This is a genomic window from Shinella sp. (assembly GCF_049651085.1).
Classification (GTDB): Bacteria; Pseudomonadota; Alphaproteobacteria; order Rhizobiales; family Rhizobiaceae; genus Shinella.
In genome coordinates this window covers 269,791-293,788 of sequence record NZ_JBASBL010000027.1, presented here as the reverse complement: position 1 = coordinate 293,788, position 23,998 = coordinate 269,791, and the positions used below count along the sequence as shown (strand labels likewise).

Below are 23,998 nucleotides of genomic sequence, written 5' to 3'. Positions count from 1 at the left end.
TCCATTGCCTCCCCCTTTGCCATAAGCGTGATGACCTCCTCAAGCGCCTCCAGTTGAGCGATCCTCGCGCCAGCAGCCGAAAGGGTCAGGGCTTGATGCTCCCAGTTCAATGGTGAACCTCTTCTGTTTCGTGAGGTGACGGGCTTTGTCGCCTGATTGCCAGCCGGCGCACGACCACATAGAACACCGGCGTCAGCACGAGGCCGAACAGCGTGACGCCAAGCATGCCGGCGAACACGGCAATGCCCATTACCTGCCGCATTTCGGCACCGGCCCCCGTTGCAAACACAAGCGGAACGACACCGGCGATGAAGGCGAGCGAGGTCATCAGGATTGGCCGCAAGCGCAGACGCGCCGCCTCCAGCACTGCATTCAACGGATCGGCGCCTTCCTGCTCCTTTGCACGCGCGAATTCCACGATCAGGATCGCATTCTTGGCGGCAAGGCCAACTAGAACGACGAAACCGATCTGCGTGAAAATGTTGTTGTCCCCTCCGGTAAACCAGACACCTGCTATCGCGGACAGCAGCGCCATCGGAGCGATCAGCAACACGGCGAACGGCAACGACCAGCTGTTGTACTGTGCCGCGAGTATCAGGAACGCGAGCAGGACAGACAACGGAAAGACATAGACGGCCGCGTTCCCAGCCTGCTTCTCCTGATAGGCGAGCTCCGTCCACTCGAAGGCCATGCTGGCTGGCAACGCTTCCGATGCGATGCGCTCCATGGCCGCGGTGGCCTGCCCGAACGAATATCCGGCGCCCGGGCTGCCGCTGATATCTGCCGAGGGGAAGCCGTTGTAATGCATGACGCGATCTGGCCCCGCACTGTTCCTGATGGTCAGCACGGCGGACAATGGAATCATTTCACCGGCCGCGGTGCGCACTTTCAGGCGACCGATGTCCTCAGGCTGCATTCGGAAAGATGCGTCCGCCTGGACCATAACCCGATAGGTGCGGCCGAACCGATTGAAGTCGTTCGCGTAGAGCGAACCAAGGTTGACCTGCAACGTCTCGAAGATCGTGTTGAGCGGCACCCCATGCGATTTGGCCTTCACCCTATCGAGATCCACCTGGATCTGAGGGGCATTCACCTGGAAGCTCGCGAGCATGCCAGCCAGTTCGGGCGTTTGCATCGCCTTGCCCATGATCGCGCCCTGCGCCTGAGCAAGCGCCTCGAAGCCAAGACCCGCCCGATCCTCGATCTGGATCTTGAACCCACCGGTGGAACCGAGACCCGGAACGGGAGGGGGCGGGAAAATACCAGCGAATCCATCTTGTATCTGGCTGAACTTGCCCATCAGGCGATCCGCGATGGCAAAAGCGGACAAGGACGGTTCCCTGCGTTCATCAAAGGGCTTGAGCATCGTGAACATCACGGCGGCGTTGGGAATATTGACCATGCCGTTGACCGAAAGTCCCGGAAAGGCGACGACACTTTCCACGCCCGGTTCGGCAAGCGCGATCTCCGACATTTTCTTGACCATCGCCTCGGTGCGATCGAGCGAGGCGCCGGGCGGGAGCTGGGCGATACCCACGAGGTAATACTTGTCCTGAGCCGGGACAAACCCGTTGGGCACGGTCTGGAAACCCATCCATGTCATGCCGACCAGCCCGGCATAGAGGAGCAAGACCAGCCCGCTGAACCTCACCGCACGGCGCACCGACCAGACATAGGCATTCGAGGCGCTGTCGAAGAAGCGGTTGAACCGCCGGAAGAACCAGCCGAACAGGCCGTCGATCGCGCGGGTCAGCAGATCGCGCTTCACTTTGCCATGATGTGGCTTCAGGAGCACGGCTGCAAGGGCAGGAGAAAGCGTGAGAGAGTTGACCGCCGACAGGATAGTCGAGATCGCGATCGTGAGAGCGAACTGCCTGTAGAACTCCCCTTGCAGGCCGGACAGGAACGCCGAGGGAATGAACACTGCCGACAGGACCGAAGTAATGGCAAGGATGGGCCCGGTCACTTCATCCATGGCCTTGCGGGCAGCCTCCTTCGGCGTTTCGCCAAGCGCGATGTGGCGCTCCACATTCTCCACGACAACAATGGCGTCATCGACCACGATACCAATTGAAAGCACGAGGCCGAACAGCGACAGCGTGTTCAGCGAGAAGCCGAACAGGTACATGAGGGCGAATGTGCCGACCAATGATATCGGCACCGCAACCAGCGGGATGATCGAAGCACGCCAGGTCTGAAGAAAGATCACGACCACGATCACGACCAGCGCGATGGCTTCGAGCAATGTGATCACCACGGCTTCCAGAGAAGCCTTGACGAAGACCGTCGGATCGTAGGCGATGCGATACTCGATGCCCTCTGGAAAACCTCTCTGAAGCTCCTCCATGGTGCCACGAATAGCGCTTGATACGTCGAGCGCATTGGCGCCGGGGCTCTGGATGATCTGCAACGCCGGAGCCGGCTTGCCATCAAGAAGACTGCGCAGCGCATAGGAGTCCGCACCGAGTTCGATACGGGCAATGTCCCGCAGGCGGGTGATCTGGCCGTTGGCGCCCGTCTTGACGACGATGTCACCGAACTGCTCCTCGTTCGAAAGCCTGCCAAGGGTGTTCACCGTGACCTGGAACGCAGCCGAGGCGTCCGGTTGCTGGCCAACCGAGCCGGCGGCCACCTGGACGTTCTGTTCCTGAATTGCCGCCACCACGTCGGAGGCCGTCAGACCGCGCGCGGCTACCTTGGCCGGATCCAGCCAGATCCGCATCGAGTATTCGCCAGCGCCCCAGACCAGCACATCTCCCACGCCTGGCAGGCGTGCAAGCTGGTCACGCACCTGCAGGAGGGCATAGTTGGACAGGTAAAGAGGATCGTAGCGATCATCGGGCGAGACGAGATGCACGACCATCAGGATGTCGGGCGAAGTCTTCTGCGTGACGACGCCAATGCGCTGAACTTCCTGCGGCAGGCGCGGAAGCACCCTCGAGACGCGGTTCTGCACCTGGATCTGCGCCATGTCGGGATCGGTGCCCTGCTGAAAGGTCACCGTCAGCGTCATACGCCCGTCGGTCGCGGCTTGCGAACTCATGTAGAGCATGTTTTCGACGCCGTTGATCGCCTGTTCCAGCGGCGCGGCCACCGTTTCGGCGATCACCTCGGGATTGGCGCCCGGATAGCTTGCGGTGACCTGCACCGTCGGCGGCGTTACCTGCGGATACTCGCTCAACGGCAGCTTCAGTAGCGTCAGGCCACCGGCGATCAGCATCAGGACCGAGATAACGACCGCAAAAATCGGGCGGTCGACGAAAAAGCGCGGAATGTTCACTGGCGCGCCTCCTGCGTTTCCACCGCGGCCTGCTCGCCATCGGCAGGTTGATCCGGCAGCATCGAGATCATCTGCGGATCCACTTGCATGCCTGGGCGAACGAGCCCTTTGACAATGATCTTGTCGCCCGGCTCGAGGCCGCTCGAGACAACGCGCAATCCATCGATCATCGGCCCGAGTTCAACCGGGCGGTACTCGGCCTTGTTCTCGTCCCCGAGCGCCAGCACATAGCGGCGTCCTTGATCGATACCGATCGCCTGGTCATCGATGAGCACGGTCCGGGCCGGTTCGGCCGCAACGAGATTCACCCGCGCGAAGAGGCCGGGCGACAGCCGACCATCGGTATTCGGGACGATGGCACGGGCTCGGATCGTGCCAGTGCCGCGATCGACCCGGTTTCCAAGAAAGTCCAGGACACCCCGATGCGAGAAGCCGGCATCGGTCATAAGTCCGACCTGCACGGGTAGCTTCTCGGTTGCATTTTCGCCCTTGTCGGATCGTGCTCGGGCAGCGAAGCCTAGAAAGGTCGCCTCGTCGATATCAAAATAGACGTGGATGGGATCCGTCGAGACAATCGTGGTGAGAAGCGTCGCGGCTCCCACCTGACCCCCGGCGACGAGATTACCCTCCGTGACGAGAACCTGGTCGACGCGCCCTGCAATCGGAGCGGTGACGTGTGTGAACGACAGGTCGAGTTCCGCGGCGGCGACAGCTGCCTTGGCGATTTCAAGCTGGGCGTGGCGCTGATGACGCGCGGCCTGTGCGTCGTCCAGGGTCTTGCGCGGCACGGTTCCATTCGGAGCCAGCGTTTCGGCGCGCCTGAAATCGACCTCGGCCTGATCGAGCAGGACCTTGGCCTGCTGCAACTGAGCTCTGGCGGCATCCAGAGCGACCTGGAACGGCCTCGGGTCTATCTCGAACAAGAGCTGGCCCGGGCGCACGATACCGCCTTCGGGAACATTCACGACGTCGATGGCACCGCCGACACGCGGGCGCAGGTCAACGGCCTCTACCGCTTCGAGGTGGCCGGTGAACTCCACCGAAGGCGCAACCTCGCGCGTAATGACTTCGGCGACAGGAACCCGGGGGGCGGGCATTTCCGTCGATTGCGCAGCGGCTTCCGACATGACTGTCGAGGCGGCAAGCGCCAGAAGGCTACCGACGCCGGATCCTCCTATGGCAAGCGTACCTCCGGCGATGACGGCACCCGCAAGGAACAGGGCGGCGGCTTTGTTACTCATTCTCATATACCTTTGTCAGGGCGCGCACTCCAAGCGCTGGAAGATGGCGATGGTCAATTTTGAGGAAGGTGCGGTTTCCAACGCTGGAAAGGTCAAGGCCCTGAGATTTTTATTCGTGCGGGCCTGCTGCGCCGCCGCATCCTCAAGCGGTATTGCCGTCAGAACGCGCTGAAAACGTTGACGCCGACCGCGGAAGTGGTTGCTGCGGGGCATCGCAACGCGAACTGCCCATACCGCCTAAACAGCCTTGACCTTACAACCGCAGGAAGCTGCACCCTGATGACAGTCTTGCTCATCTGAAAACCGTTCGACGGCCATTCGGGAGCAAAATCACGTCCAGTTCAGGAAAGGCAAGGACATGGCGGAAACCGGCACACGCCCCATACTCATCTACACGACCCCGACCTGCCCGGACTGTCACGCGCTCAAGCGCTGGCTCTCCCGGCATGGGCTCACTTATGAGGAGCGTGACCTCACCTCGCCCGAAATCGCCGAGGAGGCAAAGGCACGCACCGGCGTGCGGGTGGCTCCCATCACCATCGTCGGGAGCGAAGTCTTCTACGGAACATTTCCGAGCCAGAAGCCCGGCCTGATCCAGGCACTCGGATTGACGGATGGCATGTGATGAAGCGGACATGATCCGGTAGGCGCGGACCAGTTTGCAGGTCAAGGAAGGGCATCGCATCCTTGAAGCGGCTCTTGCCACCGGCGCGCCTTGTCCCCACGGCTGCCGATCCGGCCGCAGTGCATTAGGCGCGACGACAATGATGTCGTCGCGCTGCCTTACTTCTTCGGCGAGTTTGCGGACTTCCGGGTCCCTACCGTATTCACGCACCACGTTCGCCACGTCGCCCGCGCCCTGGTGGCCGGGGGATCGTGTCGCGCATAAAAACGATGCCGGCCTCGGCCGGGACTTCGACCATCAAGCCCTCTGCATGCCATCGCTGGTGGCAAGCAAGGCCTTGGTAGAGGAGGTGCCGGAAACCGGCGTGGAATGGTCCGACATGTCGTGACCCTGCATCGAATCGTCCTTTTCCATTTGGCTTTGTGCAAACGCGAGGGCCACGCTGGTGGCGAGTGCGGCCGCGATGAAGACCGGTGTGAGCTTGTTCATGGTTTCGCTCCGGTTCAGGCCGCGGTTGCGGGATAGCCCGCGTCCTCAAGAACGCGCTGAAGGATCTCCGCGTCGGCGGTTGTCTCGACCTTCACTGTGCGGTCGGCGGTATCCGTCTCTATCCTGGCGTTGGGATCGACGGACTGGATTGCCCGGGTCACGGATTTGGCGCAGCCACCGCACGTCATGTTTTCGATTCTGAGTTCCATGAGAATTCTCCTTGGTTTGGGTCTCATGACGCTCAAGGTCGGGTTTCCAACCATGGCAAGGTCAAGGGCGAAAAATCAAAAAAATGGCATTGACCTTACCATGGTTGGAAGCCGCATCCTCCATCTGGATTTGAATTTCGGAACGATAGAAGGAGGTGGCCATGAATGCCCCCGTTCGAGCAACAGACTTAAATGGTACGATATCGCTACCCATCGAGGGCATGACTTGCGCATCCTGCGTGGGGCGCGTCGAAAGAGCCCTCAAGTCCGTCCCGGGCGTCGTCGATGCGGTCGTCAATCTGGCGACCGAAAAGGCAAGCATCACCACGAGCGCCCCGGTAGACCCTGCCAGACTGGTCGGCGTGGTCGAGAATGCGGGCTATACGGTTGCGGCAGGCTTCCTTGCGCCGACGGCCGCCTCGCTTGAGGTGATGATCGAGGGCATGACCTGCGCGTCCTGCGTCGGACGGGTCGAGAAGGCTCTCAAGGCCGTTCCCGGCGTCACCAATGCCGTCGTCAACCTCGCGACCGAAAAAGCTACCGTCCACGGCACCGCCGATGCGGCCGCGGTTCTAGCCGCCATCGAGCACGCGGGCTACGACGCCAAGGTGGTCGCGGCTCCAACCGGAGGCTACCAGACCCAGGGGGACGACCGCGCCGAGAAGAAGGAAGCAGAGCGCCGTGAACTGACCCGCGACTTTACTCTCGCGGCAGTGCTTACCGGGCCGGTCTTTCTTCTGGAGATGGGATCACACCTCATTCCGGGCGTACACGGCCTCATCGAATCGACCATTGGCATGCAGGCCAACTGGTACATACAGTTCGCGCTGACCACCCTTCTGCTCTTCATTCCGGGCATCCGTTTTTACGACAAGGGACTTCCGGCACTCTGGCGTCTTGCCCCCGACATGAATTCGCTCGTGGCCGTCGGCACGCTTGCCGCCTATGGATACTCGCTGGTCGCAACCTTCGCGCCCGGCTTCCTGCCCCCCGGAACGATCAACGTCTATTATGAAGCAGCGGCGGTCATCGTGACGCTGATCCTGCTCGGCCGGTTGCTTGAGGCCCGTGCCAAGGGGCGCACATCCGAAGCGATCAAGCGCCTGGTCGGCCTTCAGGCCAAGATGGCGCGCGTGCGCAGGGACGCCAAGACGATCGAACTTCCGATCGATTCCGTGCTGTTCGGGGACATCGTCGAGGTTCGCCCAGGCGAGCGCATCCCGGTGGACGGTGAAGTCGTGGAAGGCGAGAGCTATGTCGATGAATCGATGATCACCGGCGAGCCGATCCCCGTTTCCAAGAAGAACGGCAGCGAGGTCGTGGCCGGAACGGTGAACCAGACGGGCGCATTCGCAATCCGCGCCACGGCGGTCGGCGGCAACACTGTGCTTTCGCAGATCATCCGCATGGTCGAGGAAGCACAGGGCTCCAAGCTGCCGATTCAGGCGATCGTGGACAAGGTGACCATGTGGTTCGTGCCGGCGGTTTTCGCGCTGGCCACGCTCACCTTCGCCTCATGGTTCTATTTCGGGCCGTCGCCTGCGCTCACCTTCGCACTGGTCAATGCCGTCGCCGTGCTGATCATCGCTTGCCCATGCGCCATGGGGCTGGCGACGCCGACCTCCATCATGGTGGGAACCGGCCGCGGGGCTGAACTTGGCGTGCTCTTCCGCAAGGGCGAAGCGCTCCAGTTGCTGAAGGATGCGAAGGTCGTCGCGGTCGACAAGACGGGCACGCTGACCGAAGGAAAACCGGCCCTCACCGATCTGGAACTGACCGCGGGCTTTGAACGGGCGGACGTCCTCGCGCTTGTCGCCGCCGTGGAAGCCAAGTCGGAGCACCCGATCGCCCGGGCGATCGTGGACGCAGCCGTCGCAGAAAACATCTTGTTGCCTGCCGTGTCGGGCTTCGAATCGGTGACGGGTTTCGGCGTCAAGGCCGAGGTCGACGGCAAGCGTGTCGAGGTCGGCGCGGATCGGTATATGACCGAACTCGGCCTCGACGTCGCTGCCTTTTCCGGCGTTGCCGAGCGTCTCGGCAATGAGGGCAAGTCGCCTCTCTATGCCGCGATCGACGGCAGGCTTGCGGCGATCATCGCTGTGGCCGATCCGATCAAGGAGACGACGCCTGCTGCCATCAGGGCGCTGCACGACCTCGGCCTCAAGGTCGCGATGATCACCGGCGACAACAAGCGCACGGCCAAGGCCATCGCGGCGCGCCTCGGGATCGACGAGGTGGTGGCGGAAGTGCTGCCGGACGGCAAGGTCAGCGCGGTTCGTCGCCTCAAGGCCGAGCACGGCAAGGTCGCCTTCGTCGGAGACGGCATCAACGACGCCCCGGCACTTGCCGAGGCGGATGTGGGTCTTGCCGTCGGCACGGGTACGGACATTGCCGTCGAGGCGGCCGACGTCGTCCTTATGTCGGGCAGCCTGCAAGGCGTGCCGAATGCGATTGCCTTGTCCAAGGCGACGATCGGAAACATCCGGCAGAACCTGTTCTGGGCCTTCGCCTACAACACGGCCCTGATCCCGGTTGCCGCAGGTCTGCTCTATCCGGCCTACGGCATCCTGCTGTCGCCCGTCTTCGCCGCGGGCGCCATGGCCCTGTCGAGTGTCTTCGTGCTCGGCAATGCACTGCGCCTCAAGACCTTCAAGGTCCCGCGCTGACGAAACCTGACGGCCGATCCTTGGTTCAGGATTGGCCGTCCCTACGCACAGGAGAGAACGCATGAATATCGGACAAGCTTCCAAAGCATCCGGCGTGTCTGCCAAAATGATCCGCTACTATGAGCAAACCGGCCTCATTCCGGCCGCCGACCGTAGGGCTTCCGGCTACCGGGACTATTCGGGTACGGACGTGCATATGCTGCGCTTTATCCGTCGCTCACGCGATCTCGGTTTTTCCGTGGCCGAGATCGGCGATCTTCTCGGTCTATGGCGCGACGACACGCGGCAAAGTGCGGAGGTGAAGCGCATGGCGCAGGGCCACATCGACGGACTGGAAAAGAAGATCTCGGATCTGCAAGACATGGCGCACACGCTCACGATGCTGGTCAACGCCTGCCAGGGCGATCACCGCCCCCATTGCCCGATCCTCCAGCGGCTCGGGACAGATCAGGATGGCGAGGACCTGTCGGTTCGGCCGCGCCCCGGTGCTGTTGCCCGTTCCATGTAGCAGGCAGGTCGCTTCACCGCCACATCGCACTCCTGCGATGGCCGTCCGTCGAAAACTTGAGGCATGCCGTTCCGACCTGCTCGATAGACACGATTGGGGGCGGATGCTAAGAATGATTACTGCCGCCTCATACAGGCGCTGCCGCGCAGGACGACCTGCTTGCGTATCTCCAAGCCAGAGGGACGGCCCTCGTAGACGCTTGCGAGGCTGTATGGGCATGATTCCCCGTCTGACTACCCTTCTTGGTTGCCTGATCGGATACTTGATCGTCATAGCCATGGTGGATTCCGACATGGCTGTGGGAACCGGCGAAGCTGTCGCGGCAACCTTCATACCACCCGTCATGGGCCTTATCGGCGCACTGTTGGGAATGTCTTGGGACGAGTAACCCTCGAGTACGACCGACAGGCCGATCGCCGGAAGGACCTAGGCACCATTTGAGCGGTGCCAGGCGAGGCTTTCGAGATTTTCTCGAAAGGCAAAGCGCACCAGATGGGATTCGATGGCCGACTGGGCCCAGGCGACGGTCTCCTCCGTCGGCGCCCTCACGACCAGATGCAGGCCCTCCGCGTCTGCGTCGAGGGTCGCGATGCCACCGTCAAAGCGGCATTCGCCGTGGGTATCGGTGTATTCGACGTCTATCTTGTGAGCGAAGTGCTTGCACATCTGCACCAGATACTTGGCCGCAAATTCGGTCTTCACCACTGAGGTCGTTTCGATCATACCATTGCTCCTGTTACCGGTTGCTGTCTCTCGAGAAGGCCGGATGCCGTGATCGGCGCTAGCGGATCACGATCAGCGGGCCGATCCGTGTCACGCTCACGCCGAGTGCCTGCCGGATGAAAGACAGGGCGGCAGCCGTATCTGAAACGGTGATCGTGCCGCTCACCCGCCGATTGGCGAGCCCGCTGCCGGCAAGGACGATCCGACCGGAGAAATGGCGCCCGATCTCTTCAAGGACATAGGAAAGCGGCGCGTTTTCCACGGCGAGCTGGCCGCGCTTCCAGGCGAGGTCCACGAGGCCGTCCACTTGCCGGATATCCGTCTTTCCGCTGGCACGGTCATAGGTGGCCTGCTCGCCCTCGGAGACACGGATGGACGGCGAACCTGCACCGCTCGTCTCGAGTAGAACGGTGTGTTCGGTGACCGTCACCCCCGTGTCGAGCGCGCCATAGCGGACATCGAATGCAGTGCCGAGGGCCGTCACGCGCGTATCCCCGGCTTCGACCGTAAACGGCCGCTCGGGCGCAGACGCGACCTGGAAGAATGCCTGTCCGCGCAGCAGGCGGATCGTGCGACGCTTCTCATCGAAGTCGACAGCGATCGCAGAGGACGCATTCATCTGCACGATCGAACCGTCCTCAAGCGTGAAAACCGGCATGTCGTCCACGCCCGACAGGGCATCGGCCTGCAGGCGCATCGGACCGTCGAGAGCGAGAAACGCCGTCGCGGCGCAGGCCAGGACCAGAATGGACGAGAGGACCGGCTTGGCACGGCTGCGTGGCTCGGTCCTGATGTTGCGCAACGCCGGATCGGATTCGATGGCCGTGCGGACGTCGCCCATCAGCCCCTCGGCGACCCGGTACGTGCGACAGTTTTCCGGATCGTTCAGCCAATCCTCGAAATGCGCCTTCTCCTCCGCCGGTTGCCCGGAATCGCGGTTGCGCAGAAGCCAGTCCGTCGCTTCCCTGTTGCGCTTTCGCTGAATCTGATTGGCACGGTTGCCCCGCATCGACTTCTCCCGGAGCCTCGGTCCTGCCTTGTAGACGATTGGCACCGCCTGTTCGGGACTCTTACTCGATCCAAAGAAGACGGTCGAGGCAATGCGCGAACGCCCTGCGCAGATGCCGGTCGACCATGTTGCGGGAAATCTTGAGTTTTATCGAAATTTCATCCGGCGAAAGGTGGTGCAGCCTATGCAGAATGAAGACAACCCGGCGACGCTCCGGCAGCTCCGCGATGGCCTCCCGGAGAATGGCGACGCGCGCCTCGATTTCAAGCGCCCGGTCGGGCGCCGGGCCAACGCAGGCAACGGCGAGCGCTTCCTTTTCCGTGCCCGAGAAAAGCCCCGCCTCCCTGTTTTCGCGCCGCAACCGGTCGATACCCAGATTGATGGCGGAGCGGCAGAGGAAGGCCTTGATGGAACGTTTTTTGCGCAGGACGTCGGGCTGAGCCGCCAGCTTGATATAGAGGTCGTGAACCACATCCCTGGCGGTGGAAAGCGGGTGCCCCTTGCGCCGCACGGCCCTCGTCATGTCAGCGTAGTGGGCCTCCATGGCGCGGTTGAGCAGATCATTGCCATCGAGGGCATCCCAGCTAAGCGGAGAGGAGGAGTTGGACATCGGCACTCTGTTCCCAATCGCATGACGGCATGCCTGCGCTCACACGAGCAAAAGACATTTCGAGCCTTCGAGGAAAGGGCTATCGATTCTGCAAAATGCCTGCAAGTGCAACAGGTTAGAATTCCGAAAGGCCACCCCGCTAAATCAAGACTAAAAAACTCACCTTTACATCTGATTTCGTTGTCAGAATCCTTTTGCCGGTCGAATTCCGGGCTCGCTACCTTTGCCTGAAAAACCGGACGGCGTGATATTTCCGCAACGCTTCGCCCTTACAACGGAATGCAAAGAGGCGTGCCTGCGACGGGATCGCGAATAACAAGCGACCGCACGCCGAACACATCGGCAATCGCCTCTTGCGAGATCACGTCCGATGGATGGCCCGCCGCACTGATCCTTCCGTCTTTCAACAGGACGACGTGATCCGCATAACGGGCGGCCTGATTGAGATCGTGCAGCACGGCAACGACGGTCTTGCCGTGATCGCGCACGAGAACGGTGATCAGGTTCATCAATTCGATCTGGTGTGCGAGGTCGAGGTAGGTCGTCGGCTCATCGAGCAGCAGCACTTCGCCTTGCTGCGCCAGTGTCATTGCAATCCATGCCCGCTGCCGCTGACCGCCGGAAAGCGTGTCGAGGGGAACGTCGGCCAATGTCGTCATGCCCGTCAGCATCAGGGCCTCGTCACAGGCCATCTGATCGCTTTCGGACCAGCGGCCGAAAAGAGAGCGATGCGGATAGCGTCCCTGCCGGACGAGATCCCGCACCGTCAATCCTTCCGGCGCCACGGGCCCTTGAAGGAGCACGCCGACGCGCCTCGCCATCTCCCGCGTGCCGAGCGTTTCGATGCTCCTACCATCCAGAAGAATGGAGCCGCGTGAGGGCGTCATGAGCCCGGCAAAGGTGCGCAGGACAGTGGATTTACCGCTGCCATTCGGCCCGACAAGCGCCGTGAAGCGGCGCTCCGGCACCGGGAGATCGAGGTCCTCGACGATCCGGCGATCGCCGTAGGCGATTGATACGCGCTGCCCGGCGAGCTTTGCCGACATGGTGCATTCATCCCCGGGCATGGCGGCGCTTCCATAAGAGAGAGGCGAAGAAGGGTGCGCCGATCAATCCCGTCACGATCCCAGCCGGAAGCTGGATCGGCGCGATGACCAGACGTCCGAGGAGATCGGCGGCCACCAGGAGAATCGCCCCGCACAAGGCGGCGACGGGGAAGATCTTCGCATGGGAGGGGCCAACCAGGCGGCTTGCGACATGGGGCGCGACCAGTCCGACGAAGCCGATCAGCCCTGCCGCGGCAACCGCGGCACCGGAAATGAGCGTGCAGAGCACGATCATCAGGCCACGAATCCGATCCACCGGCTGACCGAAGCTTTTCGCCGCATCATCCCCCAAACGGATCAAATCCAGCTCGCGCGCCGCCGTCCATGCCAGCACCAGCGGAACGATCAACCAGAGAAGCAGGAAGCGCACCTTCGCCATGTCGGCGTCATAGACGCTGCCCGCCAGCCAGATCATCGCACGCTGGACATCGCCGATCTCGCCGAACGCCGAAAGGAAGGTCGTGGCGGCGCTGGCGAGCGAACCAAGGCCGATGCCGATCAGGATGATCCGCAACGACGACGTGCCGGCGCGCCACGACAGGAGGTAGACGGCTGCCGCCATCGCCGCCGCGCCCAGGAAGCCGGCGGCAGGCAACAGCAGGACCGGCGGGTCCTGCAGGAGCACGATGACGGCCATCACGGCGGCCGCAGCACCGCTGTTGATTCCCAAAACGCCGGGCTCGGCGAGAGGGTTGCGCATGATCGCCAGCATGATCGTACCGGCGCTTGCAAGCGCCGCGCCGACGAGAACGGCGAGCAGGACGCGGGGCAGACGCAAATCGTAGACGATCATGGCGTTCTGCGGGCTCGCATCCTGAGATCCGACAAGCGTTTTCCAGAGATCCCGCCATGACAAGGCGATGTCCCCGAGCGCTAGGCTGGCGACGACAAGACCGACGAGGACGATCACGAGGAGAACAAGCCAGCGCGTCATGCCTGGCTCCCTGCCCGGCTGCGCGCCAGCCAGAGGAAGAACGGCGCGCCGATCAGCGCGGTCGTCACGCCCACGGGGAAATCCTGGCTGCCGAAGATCATGCGCCCGACAAGATCGGCGACAACGACAAGCAGCGCGCCCCCGACCGCACTGAAGGGCAGAATCCAGCGATAATCGACACCGATCGTCAGCCGAACGATATGGGGAACGACCAGCCCGACAAATCCGATGGGGCCTGCAAGCGACACGGCACTACCTGCAAGCAGGATGACGACGACAATGGAAATTGTCCGCCAGGTCGCCTGGTTCTGCCCCAGCGAGCGTGCCGCTTCAGCCCCCAGGCTCAGGGTGACGAGATGTCGTCCGAGGAGAAGACCCGTCGCAAGTCCCGCCAGGATATAGGGCGCCACCCTCGCGTTTTGCGCCATCGTCCGACCAGAGACAGAGCCCGCCGTCCAGAGGCGGACGGCGTCCAGCGTGTTCTGGTCGAAGATGAGCACGGCGCTTGTGAGCGCCGTCAGGAAGGTGGCGACGACGGCGCCGGCGATGACAATCCCGAATGTCGACTGTCCCGCCGGGCCGAAAGACCCCAGGGCATGGACGAGCACAGCGGCGGCAGCAGCCCCGCCGAAGGCGAACCACATGTAGATGTCGCCGGTGCCCGCTCCAAAAAGCGTCATGACCAGCACGACGGCAAACGCCGCGCCGGCATTGATGCCGAGCAGCCCCGGCGAGGCGAGAGGGTTGTTCGTCACCGCCTGTGTGATAGCGCCGGAAACGGCGAGCGCGCTGCCCGCGAGCACGGCTGCAAGTACCCGTGGCAGGCGGATCGTCATGACCAGCAGGTGCTCCCGCGACCCATCGAAGCCACCAACCGCACTCCACACCACCGGAAGCGGGATACGCGTTGCGCCCGTCGAAACTGACCACATCGCAGCGGCAAGGAGCAGACAGAAAAGAAGGAGCAGGCCCAGAAACCTGCTCCCGTCGCTCGCCGCGTGGTGACGACGCCGTGCGATGTCCATGCTGTCACGACGGTTCATCGATCCGCCAGGATATAGCGTTCGATATCGTCAAGGATGCGGTGCGCGGAGGCGATGCCGTGAAAACTCTGCCAGGTCGTCCGATCGACGCGATGGGCGCGGCCGTTCTGCACGGCGGGCAGAAGCTGCCAGAGCGGATTGCCGGTAACTTCCTTCTCCAGTGCATCGTCCGGACCGCTCTCGAAGCCGCTGGCGGAAACATAGAGAAGAACATCGCCGTCGAGATTGGCAAGTTCCTCCCAGTCCGGCCGCTTGACGATCGTCCCGTCCGTCACCGTCTCATAGGCCGTGCGCTTCACGCCGGCTTCGTGCAGGACCGAAAACGGTGCATAGGCGCTGGGGCCATCAAGAAAGACGACAAACCGGCCCGGTGCGAAGCGGACGGTGGACACGGTGAGGTCCTTGTCCTTCATGCGCTCGCGGATCGCGGCAACGCGCGTTTCATAGGCCGCCAGCGCGTCGTCGGCCTTGCCTTCGCGGCCAGTGATCTGCGCGACGCGCTGGCGATATTTCTTCCAGTCCGTGTGATCGAGCAGCACCGTCGGCGCGATCCTCGACACCGTCTCATAAATCGCGGCATGCCCCTCCGTGCTGCCGATGATGAGATCAGGCTTCAGGGCAGCGACGCGCTCCAGGCTGGGTTCGCGCGGATTGCCGAGATCCACCATTTTCGCCTGCCTGACGACATCCAGAACCTGCTCGTCCTGGATGGCCATGTAAGGTGTGGCGACGACGGGCGCCTCGAGTTCGATGAGAAGGCCGAGCGTCAGCAGAGGATCTAGCGTGACGATCCGCCTAGCCTCCGCCGGAACGCAGAGCGGGGGATTATAGACGCCTTCCGTTATTTCCCGTCCCTGGCAGGCCGCACTCGCCAGCGAGAGAGAGGAGAGAAGGAACATGACAGTCAGACAGAAACGCAAGACGAACACCATTTCAGAGGAACACGGGCGGTGAGATCGCGGGGCTTTCGCCCCGCGATCCAGTTTCAGAACTTGGCGCGGAGATTCAGCCCGAACGACCGCCGTGCGCCGGCCTGGCCGAAGGGCAAGGCGGCATCCGGGTCGACGATGGTGAAATATTTCTCGTCGGTGAGATTTTCCGCAAAGGCGGTAATCTCCCAGTTGTCCTTCTTGAAGCCGGCCTGCGCGTTCAAGAGGAAACGAGAGTCGATCTTGTACATGCCCTTCGTGCCAAACCGCGAATTGTAGTCCGCGGTGTATTTGGCATCCGCACCGAGATAGACACCGTTCTCAAACTCATATCGCCCACCGAAACCGACGGACCATTCCGGCGCCTCGGGGAAGGATCTTCCGGCCTGATCGCCAAGGCCGACATGGTTCCATTCGAGGAACCTTGTATTGAGATAGCCGATCGACGCGAAGGCCAAGAACTGGTCCGTGACCTGATAGGTCGGTTCGATCTCAAAACCCCAGGCGCGCGAGGAAGCAGCATTTTTCGTCACGCGGTAGCCGGGGACGTCTGACCGCGGGCGGATTTCGACCTGCTGGTCCGTATACTTCGTGTAGAAAAGATTGGCATTCAGCGTGAGCCGGTCGTCCAGCAGCATTCCCTTGTAGGAAAGCTCGTAGCTCTGCGAATATTCGGGATCATACGTATCGATGGTGTAGATCGGGGCTTGGCTTCGGTTGACGTAGGAACCGCCCGAGCGGAAGCCCTGCGAATAGGTGACGCCGACCTTGTGGTCGTCACCGAACTCCTTCACCAGGCCGACTTTCGGCACGAAATTCACTTCGTTGAAGGACGAGGTGCCATTCGGCGGCGACCACACCGGATCCATTCCATAGAGCACCATGGAGTTCAGCTCGGTGTTCTTTTCCTTCAGGTAGTCCAGTCGCCCGCCGACAGTCGCAAACCACGTCGGCGCAAATTCATAGGTCGCTTCGCCGAACACCGCGAGATTCGTGGTCGTGCGCTTTTGGTCGTCATCGAGCTGATAGATCACGCCCGGCATGAAATCGGGATAGGGCTCGGCGATGAAACGCGATGCGCCGTCGAAGACCTGGTGGCTGCCGAAAACACCGGCGACCCACTTCCAGCGCTCAGCCTCGTAGTTGAGGCGAAGTTCCTGGGTGACGATCGAATCGTCATCCGTGCCCCATACGCCGGTCACGTAACCGGGCGTGTCGCCATCGACAGAACGGCGATTGTTGATGCCGTACTGGAAGCCCGATTGCGACGTGAAGCGTAGCGCGTCGGAGATGTCATGCGTGACTTCCAGACCGAGATTGTGGACTTCGGTCCAGCGATACTCCGTATAGGTGTCGGGGTTGTTGTTGAAGTCGCCACGCCCGTCATAAAGGCCTACCAGACGATCGTTCGGGCGATCCTTGGAGTAGGAATAGGTCGCAACTGCGCGGGTCTCCGGCATTTCGGACGGCGTGATCAGCACCTTGGCCCTGATGGTGCCGCTGATATCGGTGGTCAGGTCGTCATAGCCGGCATAGTGATTGAAGTTCGAGTAGCTGACATCGGAACGGGACCGCTCGAACGCACCGGCGATGCGCAGCGCAATCTGCTCCTCGACCAGCGGCGTGTTGACGGCAAATGCCGCGCCCACGAGATGGTTGCTGCCAATGGTGCTGGAAAGCTCCACTTCCTTGTCGAAGGTCGGATCCTTCGACTTGATGTAGACCGCACCGGACATGGCAGCGCGGCCGGAGAGCGTCGATTGCGGGCCGCGATAGACCTCGACCTGCTCGACATCCCAGAGATTTCTTGCGCCGAAACGCGCATTGTAGCGGGTCTGGAGAATGCCATCCACGTAGAGCGAGCCGACCGGCGCGCCGCCCGGAACGAACCCTTCCGAACTCATGCCGCGGATGACGAAGCCGGAATTGACCGTCGCGCTGTCCAGCACGTTGGCAAGGCGGCGATAGGCGTCCTGCGTATGCCGGATCTGGCCGTCCTGGATCGCCTTGGCGTTGACGATGCCGACGCTTGCGGTCGTGTCGTTGAGCGTCGTTGCCTCGCGCGCGCCGTAGAGCGTGATTGCCTCCAGCAGGGTCGCACCCTCGTCGACCGCACCCGTCGTGGCGCCGGTTCCCGTAGGGTCCAGGCTCAGTGTCACCTGGTTGCTTCCGGCAAACCGCGCATCCACGCCACTGCCGGCAAGCACGGCGTTCAGGGCCTGCCCCGGTGTCAGGTTCCCGCGCACCCCGCCCGTCGATTTTCCTGTTGCCAGGGATGCGTCATAGAGAATTTGGAGGCCCGTCTGAGCGGCAAGGCTGTTCAGCGCCGGCGTGAGCGGGCCGGCCGGCACGATGATGGACCGGGTTGCAGATTGCGATTGCTCCGATGCTTGAGCACCTGCCGGCGCTGGCGCACCGAACACAAGAGCGGCAGTTCCGGCCAGAAGCATCGCCCTGACGGAAAAACTCGTATTCATGAAACCCCCAATCCATGCGGCGTTCAAGGCGCCGCAGTCCACCAATGAAGCGGATCACACCCGCTCACTGGCTTGACGATTGGGTTTCCCAATTTGGGACTCCAGACGGCCCAATGTTTTTGAAACATTCAGTCCGGTCGGTTCACCATACCGCTGGGTCCAGGGTCCTGCCGCTGATAGACGAGTTCTTCATACCGCCATCCGACACCCCGCCCACTGAAAGCGGGTTTACATGGCAGTATCCTTTCGGGGGCCAATGCACCCACCGCGTACAACCATCGTCCAAGGTCCAAGGCGGCCAATGTGCTGAAGATCTTCAACGATCTTCTGGATGCCGCTCGAAGCTGAGCCAAACCACGCACCAGAACCTCACAATCAAGAACTGGAGTATTCATCATGGTACCCGGGCAATACGATCGTGCAGAGAAAATGGTCGAGCTGGTCCACGGAGTTTCTGGCTTCCACCCGACATATCGCGCGTTTCATGCGGTTGGCGACATTTATAGAGGAACATTTACCCCCATCCCTGAGGCGAAGCAGTTCACCAGGGCGATGCATTTTCAGCAGGCAGTGCCGATGACCGTCCGCTTCTCCGGTGGCGGAGGCAATCCGGATGCACCCCCGTCGACCACCGCCGACATGGCGTGCAAATTCTATTTCCCGACCGGTCGTGTGACCGGTCTGATTTCCCTGAATGCGGATACCTTCGTCGCCCAGAATGTCGGTCAGGTGGTCGGCTTCGTCGATGCCACAGAGCCGGACCCGGAGACCGGGGAAAAAGACGACGCCAAGGCGATGGCCTACATCTCCTCGATCCCGACGATGACGAGCGCTCTGGCACTTCGGAAAAAGATTCCGGCGCCAGTCAGCTTCGCCAAGACGGCCTATCATGCGATTCACGCGTTCCGGTTTGTAAATGCGTCGGGCAACGTTAGGCGCCAAGCTTGCCTACCTACAGGTCACTTGCCCTGCCGCTCACCGGTCTTCCAAAGTTGCCCGCCACGCCGCCAGTGAGGGGGAGTCACCAGCAGCGCGTCGGGGGAGGAGCGTTGGCGCGAAAGATCAGTTGAGCGGGATTACGTTGCCATCCTTGCTCGACTGGTACACACCAGACAGATCGTCGTATTTGCGGCTGATGGCGGCAGCCCTTTCCTTCAGTCGCGAACGATATGGTTCCGGCGCGTTTTCAACCAGACTATGGATCGATTGCCCCTTCCAGAAGGCGTTTGTGCGATTGTAACCGCCGGGCTCCAGTGTGAAGACCTCCTTCAGGATCTTCAAATCGTGCGGGATGGCGAAGGCGTCGCGGGAATCCTCGTGGCTGAAGAAGTAGAAGAAGTTGTCAAAGCCTGCCCAGGTGATCGCCGAAAGGCACATCGAGCAGGGTTCATGGGTCGACAGGAAGATGAGATCCTTCGTGTCCGGCCGGTCGCATTGCGGCATCTCGTAGAACCTCTTCAAGGTATGGACCTCGCCGTGCCATAACGGGTTCTCCGTCTCGTTGTTGGTCTCGGCGAGAACGACAGAGAGGTCCGATTTGCGCAGAAGCGCCGCGCCGAAGATCTTGTTGCCCGTGGCAACGCCGGCTTCGGTGGCGGGAATGATGCTGTTCTCCATCGTGCCGAACAGGGCATCGAGCAGGCGTTTGGTTTCGGTTTCTTCCGACATTTCGTCTCCTTCGACGTCTTGGAAAGTGGCCGGATCAGCAGCAAGGCTCGATCCGGCCCGTGTGGTTAAGCGGAAATCCTCAATGGGCGGCTTCCGGGATCATTGGAATCTCGATGCCCTTGGCGTCGTAGAGCTTGCCGTTGAGGAAGTAGTCGCCATCGTGCAGGCGCGCTACGTCCTGATAGCGGATCGTCCTCTCGGTCCCCGCGACGAACACGGACTGCTGGTCGGAATTGCCCGTCTTGAAGTGGTTGAACAGCAGGTTGAGGGCAATCGCCATCAGCGCAGCGGAGCTGATGCCGGACTGGAAGATCGTGGCAACCCAGGCCGGGAAGTGTTCGTAGAAATTTGGCGAGGCGATCGGGATCATGCCGAAGCCGATCGAGGTCGCCACGATCACCAGGTTCATGTTGTTGTTGTAGTCGACCTTCGAGAGGGTGCGGATGCCGCTTGCCGCCACCGTGCCGAAAAGCACGATCCCGGCGCCACCGAGGACGGAGCTGGGCACTGCCGCAACCACCCGGCCCATAACCGGCATGAGGCCGAGGGCTACGAGGAACAGGCCGCCCGTTGCCACGACATAACGGCTCTTCACACCCGTCACAGCAACGAGACCGACGTTCTGGGCGAAAGCGCTCTGCGTGAAAGAACCGAAGACGGGAGCGATGATGCTCGACAACATATCGGCACGAAGGCCATCGCCCAGGCGGCGGGAATCGACCTTGGTCTCGACAATCTCGCCAACGGCCAGAATATCCGCCGAGGTCTCGACCAGCGTCACCATGATCACGATGAACATGGAGATGATGGCGGCGATCTCGAAGGTGGGGTAGCCGAAATGGAAGATCGTAGGCAGGGCAAGGAACGGACCATTCGCCACCTGCGAGAAGTCAGTCATCCCGGCGACATAGGCGATGCCCGTGCCGATGAACAGCGCCAGCAGGATCGACAGCCGCGAGATCGAGGCGCTCCCGAGCTTGCTGAGCAGGAGCACGATAACGAGCGTTACTCCGGCGAGCTGGATATTGGCCGGACTGCCGAAGCCAGGCGCGCTTGGGTTGCCGCCCATCGCCCAGAAGGCGGCGACAGGCATCAGAGTCAGGCCGATGGTGGTGATGACGATACCCGTGACGAGCGGGGGGAAGAAGCGGGTGATCCGCGAAAAGACCGGGGTAATCAGAAGGCCGATCACGGATGCGACGATTACTGCCCCGAGAATGGCCTGAATGCCGCCATTGCCCGAAATCGCGATCATCGTCGCCACGCCCGAGAATGAAACGCCCTGCACCAGCGGCAAACGGCTGCCGAAGAACGGCACGCCTATCGTCTGCAGGATGGTGGCAAGGCCCCCGGCGAAAAGCGATGCCGTGACCAGGAGTCCGATATCGCTGGCGTTCAGTCCGGCTGCCTGCCCGAGAATGAGCGGTACTGCGACGATGCCTCCATACATCGTCAGGACGTGCTGCAGCCCGTATGCGAGATTGGCGAAGATGCCAAGCTTCTCGTCCTCCGGGCGTGTGTTGGGTACACTTTCCTCTTCTGCATATGCCAAGGTAAACTCCTCCCTACCTTTGCAAGCGTTTCGCTCTTGATTGCGCCCCTGTCGATCAGGCACGGCATAGCCATCGGGGCACTGGCTATGCCGGAGCCGGGCTCATGCCTGAAGCTGGGATCGCTGCCGGTCGCAGTCGCGATACGCGTGCAGATTCTGCGGCTGTGCGGATGGGGCACCCCTGGCACAGACAAAGCAAAAACGGCTATGAACGTAAATATTGCACTCCATGCCCTACAAGTCTCCATAGTTGAACCGGCTATTCTGCCAGTTTCGCTAGGACCCTGTTCCAAGAGGTGCGAGCTCTGGATCGTCATCAACTTGCGTTAAGCGGGGCATTCCAATGCAGGCTGTGCCTACAATTTCCAGATTTAATGTTCATTCTTGAAAAACTGTCAAGGCCGCACCTCTGCAGCCCTTCATTTCAATTGCATGTATTGGCGTGCAATCGCGCACCAGGTTGGTTTTGCCACTCACCAATATCAAGCAAAATCAAGGCAGCACAGGCCTTCCACGTCTCGGCGCGCACTCACATCTGTTCCAAAAAAGAGAAACATATTGAGCAGAAACGAGCGTTCTTATCTCGATAGATCCAGAGGAATTCTGACCGTCAATGGTCGCCTCGAGTGGTGCGCACTTGCAGCGAAAAGCTCCGCGCACCACTATCTCGGCTGCCTTCACTCATGCCTTCCGCAGGTGCTAGGGCCTTGAGCTCATTCCACGCCTTCCAGCGCCTGCCCGCCGGACAACAACCCGGCCATTTCCGCATGCCCGAAATCGGCGCCGAAGAGTGGCGTCCCCACCCCGAAGCGGCGGCTTGCGGACAGCGGTCCGGCGTCGACAGGATCGTAGCCTAGCCGGTCGATGAAACCGGCCACGACCGCGCGGGCCTGCGCATCGTTGCCCGCGAGCGCCAACGCGCGCCGTTCGGGGTCGCCGGACGGGCGGCTGCGCTGCTCAATCTCGTGATAGCCCAGATGGTTGAAGCTGCGCACCAGCCGGGCACCGGCCAGATGGCGCTGCACCACTTCGCTGCTCGACGCCTCGCCTTCGAATTCGAGGATGGTCCCGTCGGTCGGCGCCCAGTAGTTCATCACGTCGATGACGACCTTGCCGGCAAGCTGTTCCGACCGCAGGCTGCGGTACTTCGACAGCGGCAACGCCAGGATCACGATATCGCTGGCGGCGACCAGCGCCTCCGCAGTATCGGGCCGAGCCCCCGGAGCCATGATCTCCAGCAGCAGCGCGATCTCCGCGCCAGGCCGCGCCGTGGCGACGCGGACCTCGTAGCCGGCGGCAAGCGCCAGCCGCGCCAGCGCCGTGCCGACCCGGCCGGCACCGAGAATTCCGATGGTTTTCGGCTCAGGCATCGTTCTTCGTCTCCGTTGCGGGTGCCTTAGCGCCCAGTTCCGCATCGACCAGCGGCTTGACCTTCGTGCCGAGAAGCTCGATCGAGCGCAGGAATTCCCGATGCGGCATCTGGCCGACGTCGATCTGGAAGAACTGGCGCATATGGCCGATGCTGCCATGCAGCCTCACGATGCGCTCCGCGATCTCTTCCGGGCCACCGGCAAACAGCGCGCCGTCTCCGCTCGCTTCCTTGTCGTAGTGGAAGCGCGGCGGCGGCGAGAAACCGCGGATCCTGCCGATCTGCTCCATCACCGCATGCCAGTGCGTCCAGAAGAAATCCTTGGCCTTGGCCGAATCCTCCCCGACGAAACCGGGGCTGGCGACCGAGACCTTGACCTTTTCCGGCGCGATGCCGGCCTGGTCGGCGGCCCGGCGGTAGAGTTCGGCCAGCGGCGCGAAGCGATTGGCCTGCCCGCCGATGATCGCATAGGAAACGGGCAGCCCGAGCAGCCCGGCGCGCACCGACGAATGCGGATTGCCGCCGGTCGCCAGCCAGATCGGCAGCGACCCGCCATCAGGACGCGGCACCACAAGCGCGCCGTCCAGCGCAGGACGGAACTTTCCCTGCCAGGTAACGGATTCGCTCTCGTTGATCTGCATGAGCAGTTCGAGCTTTTCCGCATAGAGTTCGTCGTAGTCGTTCAGGCTGTGGCCGAACAGCGGAAAGGATTCCGTCGAGGAACCGCGCCCCGCCGTGATCTCCGCCCGGCCATTGGACAGGGCATCGAGCGTTGCGAACTGCTGATAGACACGCACCGGATCGTCGGTGCTGAGCACGGTCACGGCGCTGCCGAGCTTGATGGTCTTCGTCGTGGAAGCAGCCGCACCCAGAACGACCGTCGCGGCCGAAGCCGGCATCTCGCGGGTGTGGTGTTCGCCGATACCGAAGTAGTCGAGCCCGACCTGATCGGCCAGTTGGATCGCTTCGAGCAGGTTGCGCATGGCGTCGGCCGTCGAGCCGAGCGCGCCTGTCGTCTTGTCTTTCTGCACATCGCCGAAGCTGTAGATACCCAGTTCCATTGTGATCCTCCAAACCGGCAAAACGGCTTGTGACCGCATTTCGCCATTAGTATATATTCATAACCAGGGCTAATATTGTGACTGAAAGCCCTGCCGCAAGGAGGCACATCGGTGTTACCGGAACCCGTCAATCTGCTGGAGACCTGCCGGCCCGTGCGCCAGATCCTGGCACGTGTGGGCGACAAGTGGAGCGTGCTGATCGTCATGGCGCTGCGTGACGGTCCGCGACGCTTCAACGAGATGAAGCGGGACATCGGCACCATTTCGCAGCGCATGCTCACCCTGACATTGAGGGGTATGGAGCGGGACGGGCTGGTCCGGCGGACCGTGTTCCCGACCAAACCGCCCCGCGTCGACTACGAGCTGACCACCCTTGGCCGTTCGCTGTATGAGCCGATCGAGCGGCTGGGGCGCTGGGCGATCGACAACGAGACCGAGATCACGCGGGCACAGGAAACCTTCGACCGGCTCGAGAAAGACGCGTGAGCCTCGCGCCCCG

Annotated in this window: 21 protein-coding genes; 5 read left to right on the top strand and 16 right to left on the bottom strand. The window is 61.9% G+C overall.

Going from position 1 to position 23,998, the window contains the following annotated elements:
* Positions 1-106: 106 nt before the first annotated feature.
* The gene (locus WA950_RS18710) at positions 107-3,280 is read right to left on the bottom strand and encodes an efflux RND transporter permease subunit (protein ID WP_424553230.1); all 3,174 of its coding nucleotides are present in this window, start codon (positions 3,278-3,280) and stop codon (positions 107-109) included.
* Positions 3,277-4,521 (bottom strand): efflux RND transporter periplasmic adaptor subunit, encoded by a 1,245-nt coding sequence (locus tag WA950_RS18705; protein ID WP_424553229.1) that lies wholly within the window; start codon positions 4,519-4,521, stop codon positions 3,277-3,279. The genes WA950_RS18710 and WA950_RS18705 overlap by 4 nt, the downstream gene beginning before the upstream one ends.
* A 358-nt stretch (positions 4,522-4,879) precedes the next feature.
* On the opposite strand from WA950_RS18705, the gene WA950_RS18700 reads away from it, so the two are divergent.
* On the top strand, positions 4,880-5,146 hold the full coding sequence (locus WA950_RS18700; protein ID WP_424553228.1) for a glutaredoxin family protein: 267 nt from the start codon (positions 4,880-4,882) through the stop codon (positions 5,144-5,146).
* Between the two features lie 297 nt (positions 5,147-5,443).
* Here WA950_RS18700 and WA950_RS18695 read toward each other — a convergent pair whose 3' ends face one another.
* On the bottom strand, positions 5,444-5,635 hold the full coding sequence (locus WA950_RS18695; protein WP_424553227.1) for a hypothetical protein: 192 nt from the start codon (positions 5,633-5,635) through the stop codon (positions 5,444-5,446).
* Between the two features lie 14 nt (positions 5,636-5,649).
* Entirely contained in the window at positions 5,650-5,844 is a 195-nt protein-coding gene (locus WA950_RS18690) for a heavy-metal-associated domain-containing protein (protein ID WP_424553226.1), read from the bottom strand.
* A gap of 161 nt (positions 5,845-6,005) precedes the next feature.
* Between WA950_RS18690 and WA950_RS18685 the strand changes: the two genes are divergently transcribed.
* Both WA950_RS18685 and cueR read left to right on the top strand, forming a co-directional pair.
* Positions 6,006-8,510 carry a heavy metal translocating P-type ATPase gene (locus WA950_RS18685; RefSeq protein WP_424553225.1) on the top strand — a complete coding sequence of 835 codons (2,505 nt, stop codon included), beginning with the start codon at positions 6,006-6,008 and terminating at the stop codon, positions 8,508-8,510.
* A gap of 61 nt (positions 8,511-8,571) precedes the next feature.
* Entirely contained in the window at positions 8,572-9,018 is a 447-nt protein-coding gene (gene cueR / locus WA950_RS18680) for a Cu(I)-responsive transcriptional regulator (RefSeq protein ID WP_424553224.1), read from the top strand.
* 426 nt (positions 9,019-9,444) lie between these two features.
* Here the strand turns inward: cueR and WA950_RS18675 are convergent, their stop codons facing one another.
* The 8 genes from WA950_RS18675 to WA950_RS18640 form a co-directional block, all read right to left on the bottom strand.
* Entirely contained in the window at positions 9,445-9,741 is a 297-nt protein-coding gene (locus WA950_RS18675; RefSeq protein WP_424553223.1) for a DUF2218 domain-containing protein, read from the bottom strand.
* Positions 9,742-9,799: 58 nt separating this feature from the next.
* A complete protein-coding gene (locus WA950_RS18670) occupies positions 9,800-10,750 on the bottom strand; it encodes a FecR family protein (protein ID WP_424553222.1) in 951 nt (316 codons plus the stop codon).
* A 61-nt stretch (positions 10,751-10,811) separates the two neighbouring features.
* Positions 10,812-11,360 (bottom strand): RNA polymerase sigma factor, encoded by a 549-nt coding sequence (locus WA950_RS18665; protein WP_424553221.1) that lies wholly within the window; start codon positions 11,358-11,360, stop codon positions 10,812-10,814.
* A 269-nt stretch (positions 11,361-11,629) separates the two neighbouring features.
* Positions 11,630-12,427, bottom strand: a complete 798-nt coding sequence (locus tag WA950_RS18660) for an ABC transporter ATP-binding protein (RefSeq protein ID WP_424553220.1) — start codon at positions 12,425-12,427, stop codon at positions 11,630-11,632.
* Complete coding sequence (locus WA950_RS18655; protein WP_424553219.1) at positions 12,414-13,400, bottom strand: FecCD family ABC transporter permease; 987 nt, start codon at positions 13,398-13,400, stop codon at positions 12,414-12,416. Before WA950_RS18655 ends, WA950_RS18660 begins: the two co-directional genes overlap by 14 nt.
* The gene (locus WA950_RS18650; protein WP_424553596.1) at positions 13,397-14,425 is read right to left on the bottom strand and encodes a FecCD family ABC transporter permease; all 1,029 of its coding nucleotides are present in this window, start codon (positions 14,423-14,425) and stop codon (positions 13,397-13,399) included. The genes WA950_RS18655 and WA950_RS18650 overlap by 4 nt, the downstream gene beginning before the upstream one ends.
* Positions 14,426-14,439: 14 nt before the next feature.
* Positions 14,440-15,363: an iron-siderophore ABC transporter substrate-binding protein gene (locus tag WA950_RS18645; RefSeq protein ID WP_424553218.1), complete on the bottom strand. Its 924-nt coding sequence runs from the start codon at positions 15,361-15,363 to the stop codon at positions 14,440-14,442.
* A 65-nt stretch (positions 15,364-15,428) separates the two neighbouring features.
* Positions 15,429-17,849 (bottom strand): TonB-dependent receptor domain-containing protein, encoded by a 2,421-nt coding sequence (locus WA950_RS18640; protein WP_424553217.1) that lies wholly within the window; start codon positions 17,847-17,849, stop codon positions 15,429-15,431.
* A 396-nt stretch (positions 17,850-18,245) separates the two neighbouring features.
* On the opposite strand from WA950_RS18640, the gene WA950_RS18635 reads away from it, so the two are divergent.
* Complete coding sequence (locus WA950_RS18635; RefSeq protein ID WP_424553216.1) at positions 18,246-18,863, top strand: catalase; 618 nt, start codon at positions 18,246-18,248, stop codon at positions 18,861-18,863.
* A 48-nt stretch (positions 18,864-18,911) separates the two neighbouring features.
* Here WA950_RS18635 and WA950_RS18630 read toward each other — a convergent pair whose 3' ends face one another.
* The 4 genes from WA950_RS18630 to WA950_RS18615 all read right to left on the bottom strand — a co-directional run bounded on the left by WA950_RS18630 (position 18,912) and on the right by WA950_RS18615 (position 23,499).
* On the bottom strand, positions 18,912-19,517 hold the full coding sequence (locus tag WA950_RS18630; RefSeq protein ID WP_424553215.1) for a deaminase: 606 nt from the start codon (positions 19,515-19,517) through the stop codon (positions 18,912-18,914).
* 79 nt (positions 19,518-19,596) lie between these two features.
* Positions 19,597-21,069 carry a nucleobase:cation symporter-2 family protein gene (locus WA950_RS18625; protein WP_424553214.1) on the bottom strand — a complete coding sequence of 491 codons (1,473 nt, stop codon included), beginning with the start codon at positions 21,067-21,069 and terminating at the stop codon, positions 19,597-19,599.
* Positions 21,070-21,782: 713 nt separating this feature from the next.
* The gene (locus WA950_RS18620) at positions 21,783-22,439 is read right to left on the bottom strand and encodes an NADPH-dependent F420 reductase (RefSeq protein WP_424553213.1); all 657 of its coding nucleotides are present in this window, start codon (positions 22,437-22,439) and stop codon (positions 21,783-21,785) included.
* Positions 22,432-23,499, bottom strand: a complete 1,068-nt coding sequence (locus WA950_RS18615) for an LLM class flavin-dependent oxidoreductase (RefSeq protein WP_424553212.1) — start codon at positions 23,497-23,499, stop codon at positions 22,432-22,434. Before WA950_RS18615 ends, WA950_RS18620 begins: the two co-directional genes overlap by 8 nt.
* 111 nt (positions 23,500-23,610) lie before the next feature.
* Between WA950_RS18615 and WA950_RS18610 the strand changes: the two genes are divergently transcribed.
* Positions 23,611-23,985 (top strand): winged helix-turn-helix transcriptional regulator, encoded by a 375-nt coding sequence (locus WA950_RS18610; RefSeq protein WP_424553211.1) that lies wholly within the window; start codon positions 23,611-23,613, stop codon positions 23,983-23,985.
* Positions 23,986-23,998: the final 13 nt, after the last annotated feature.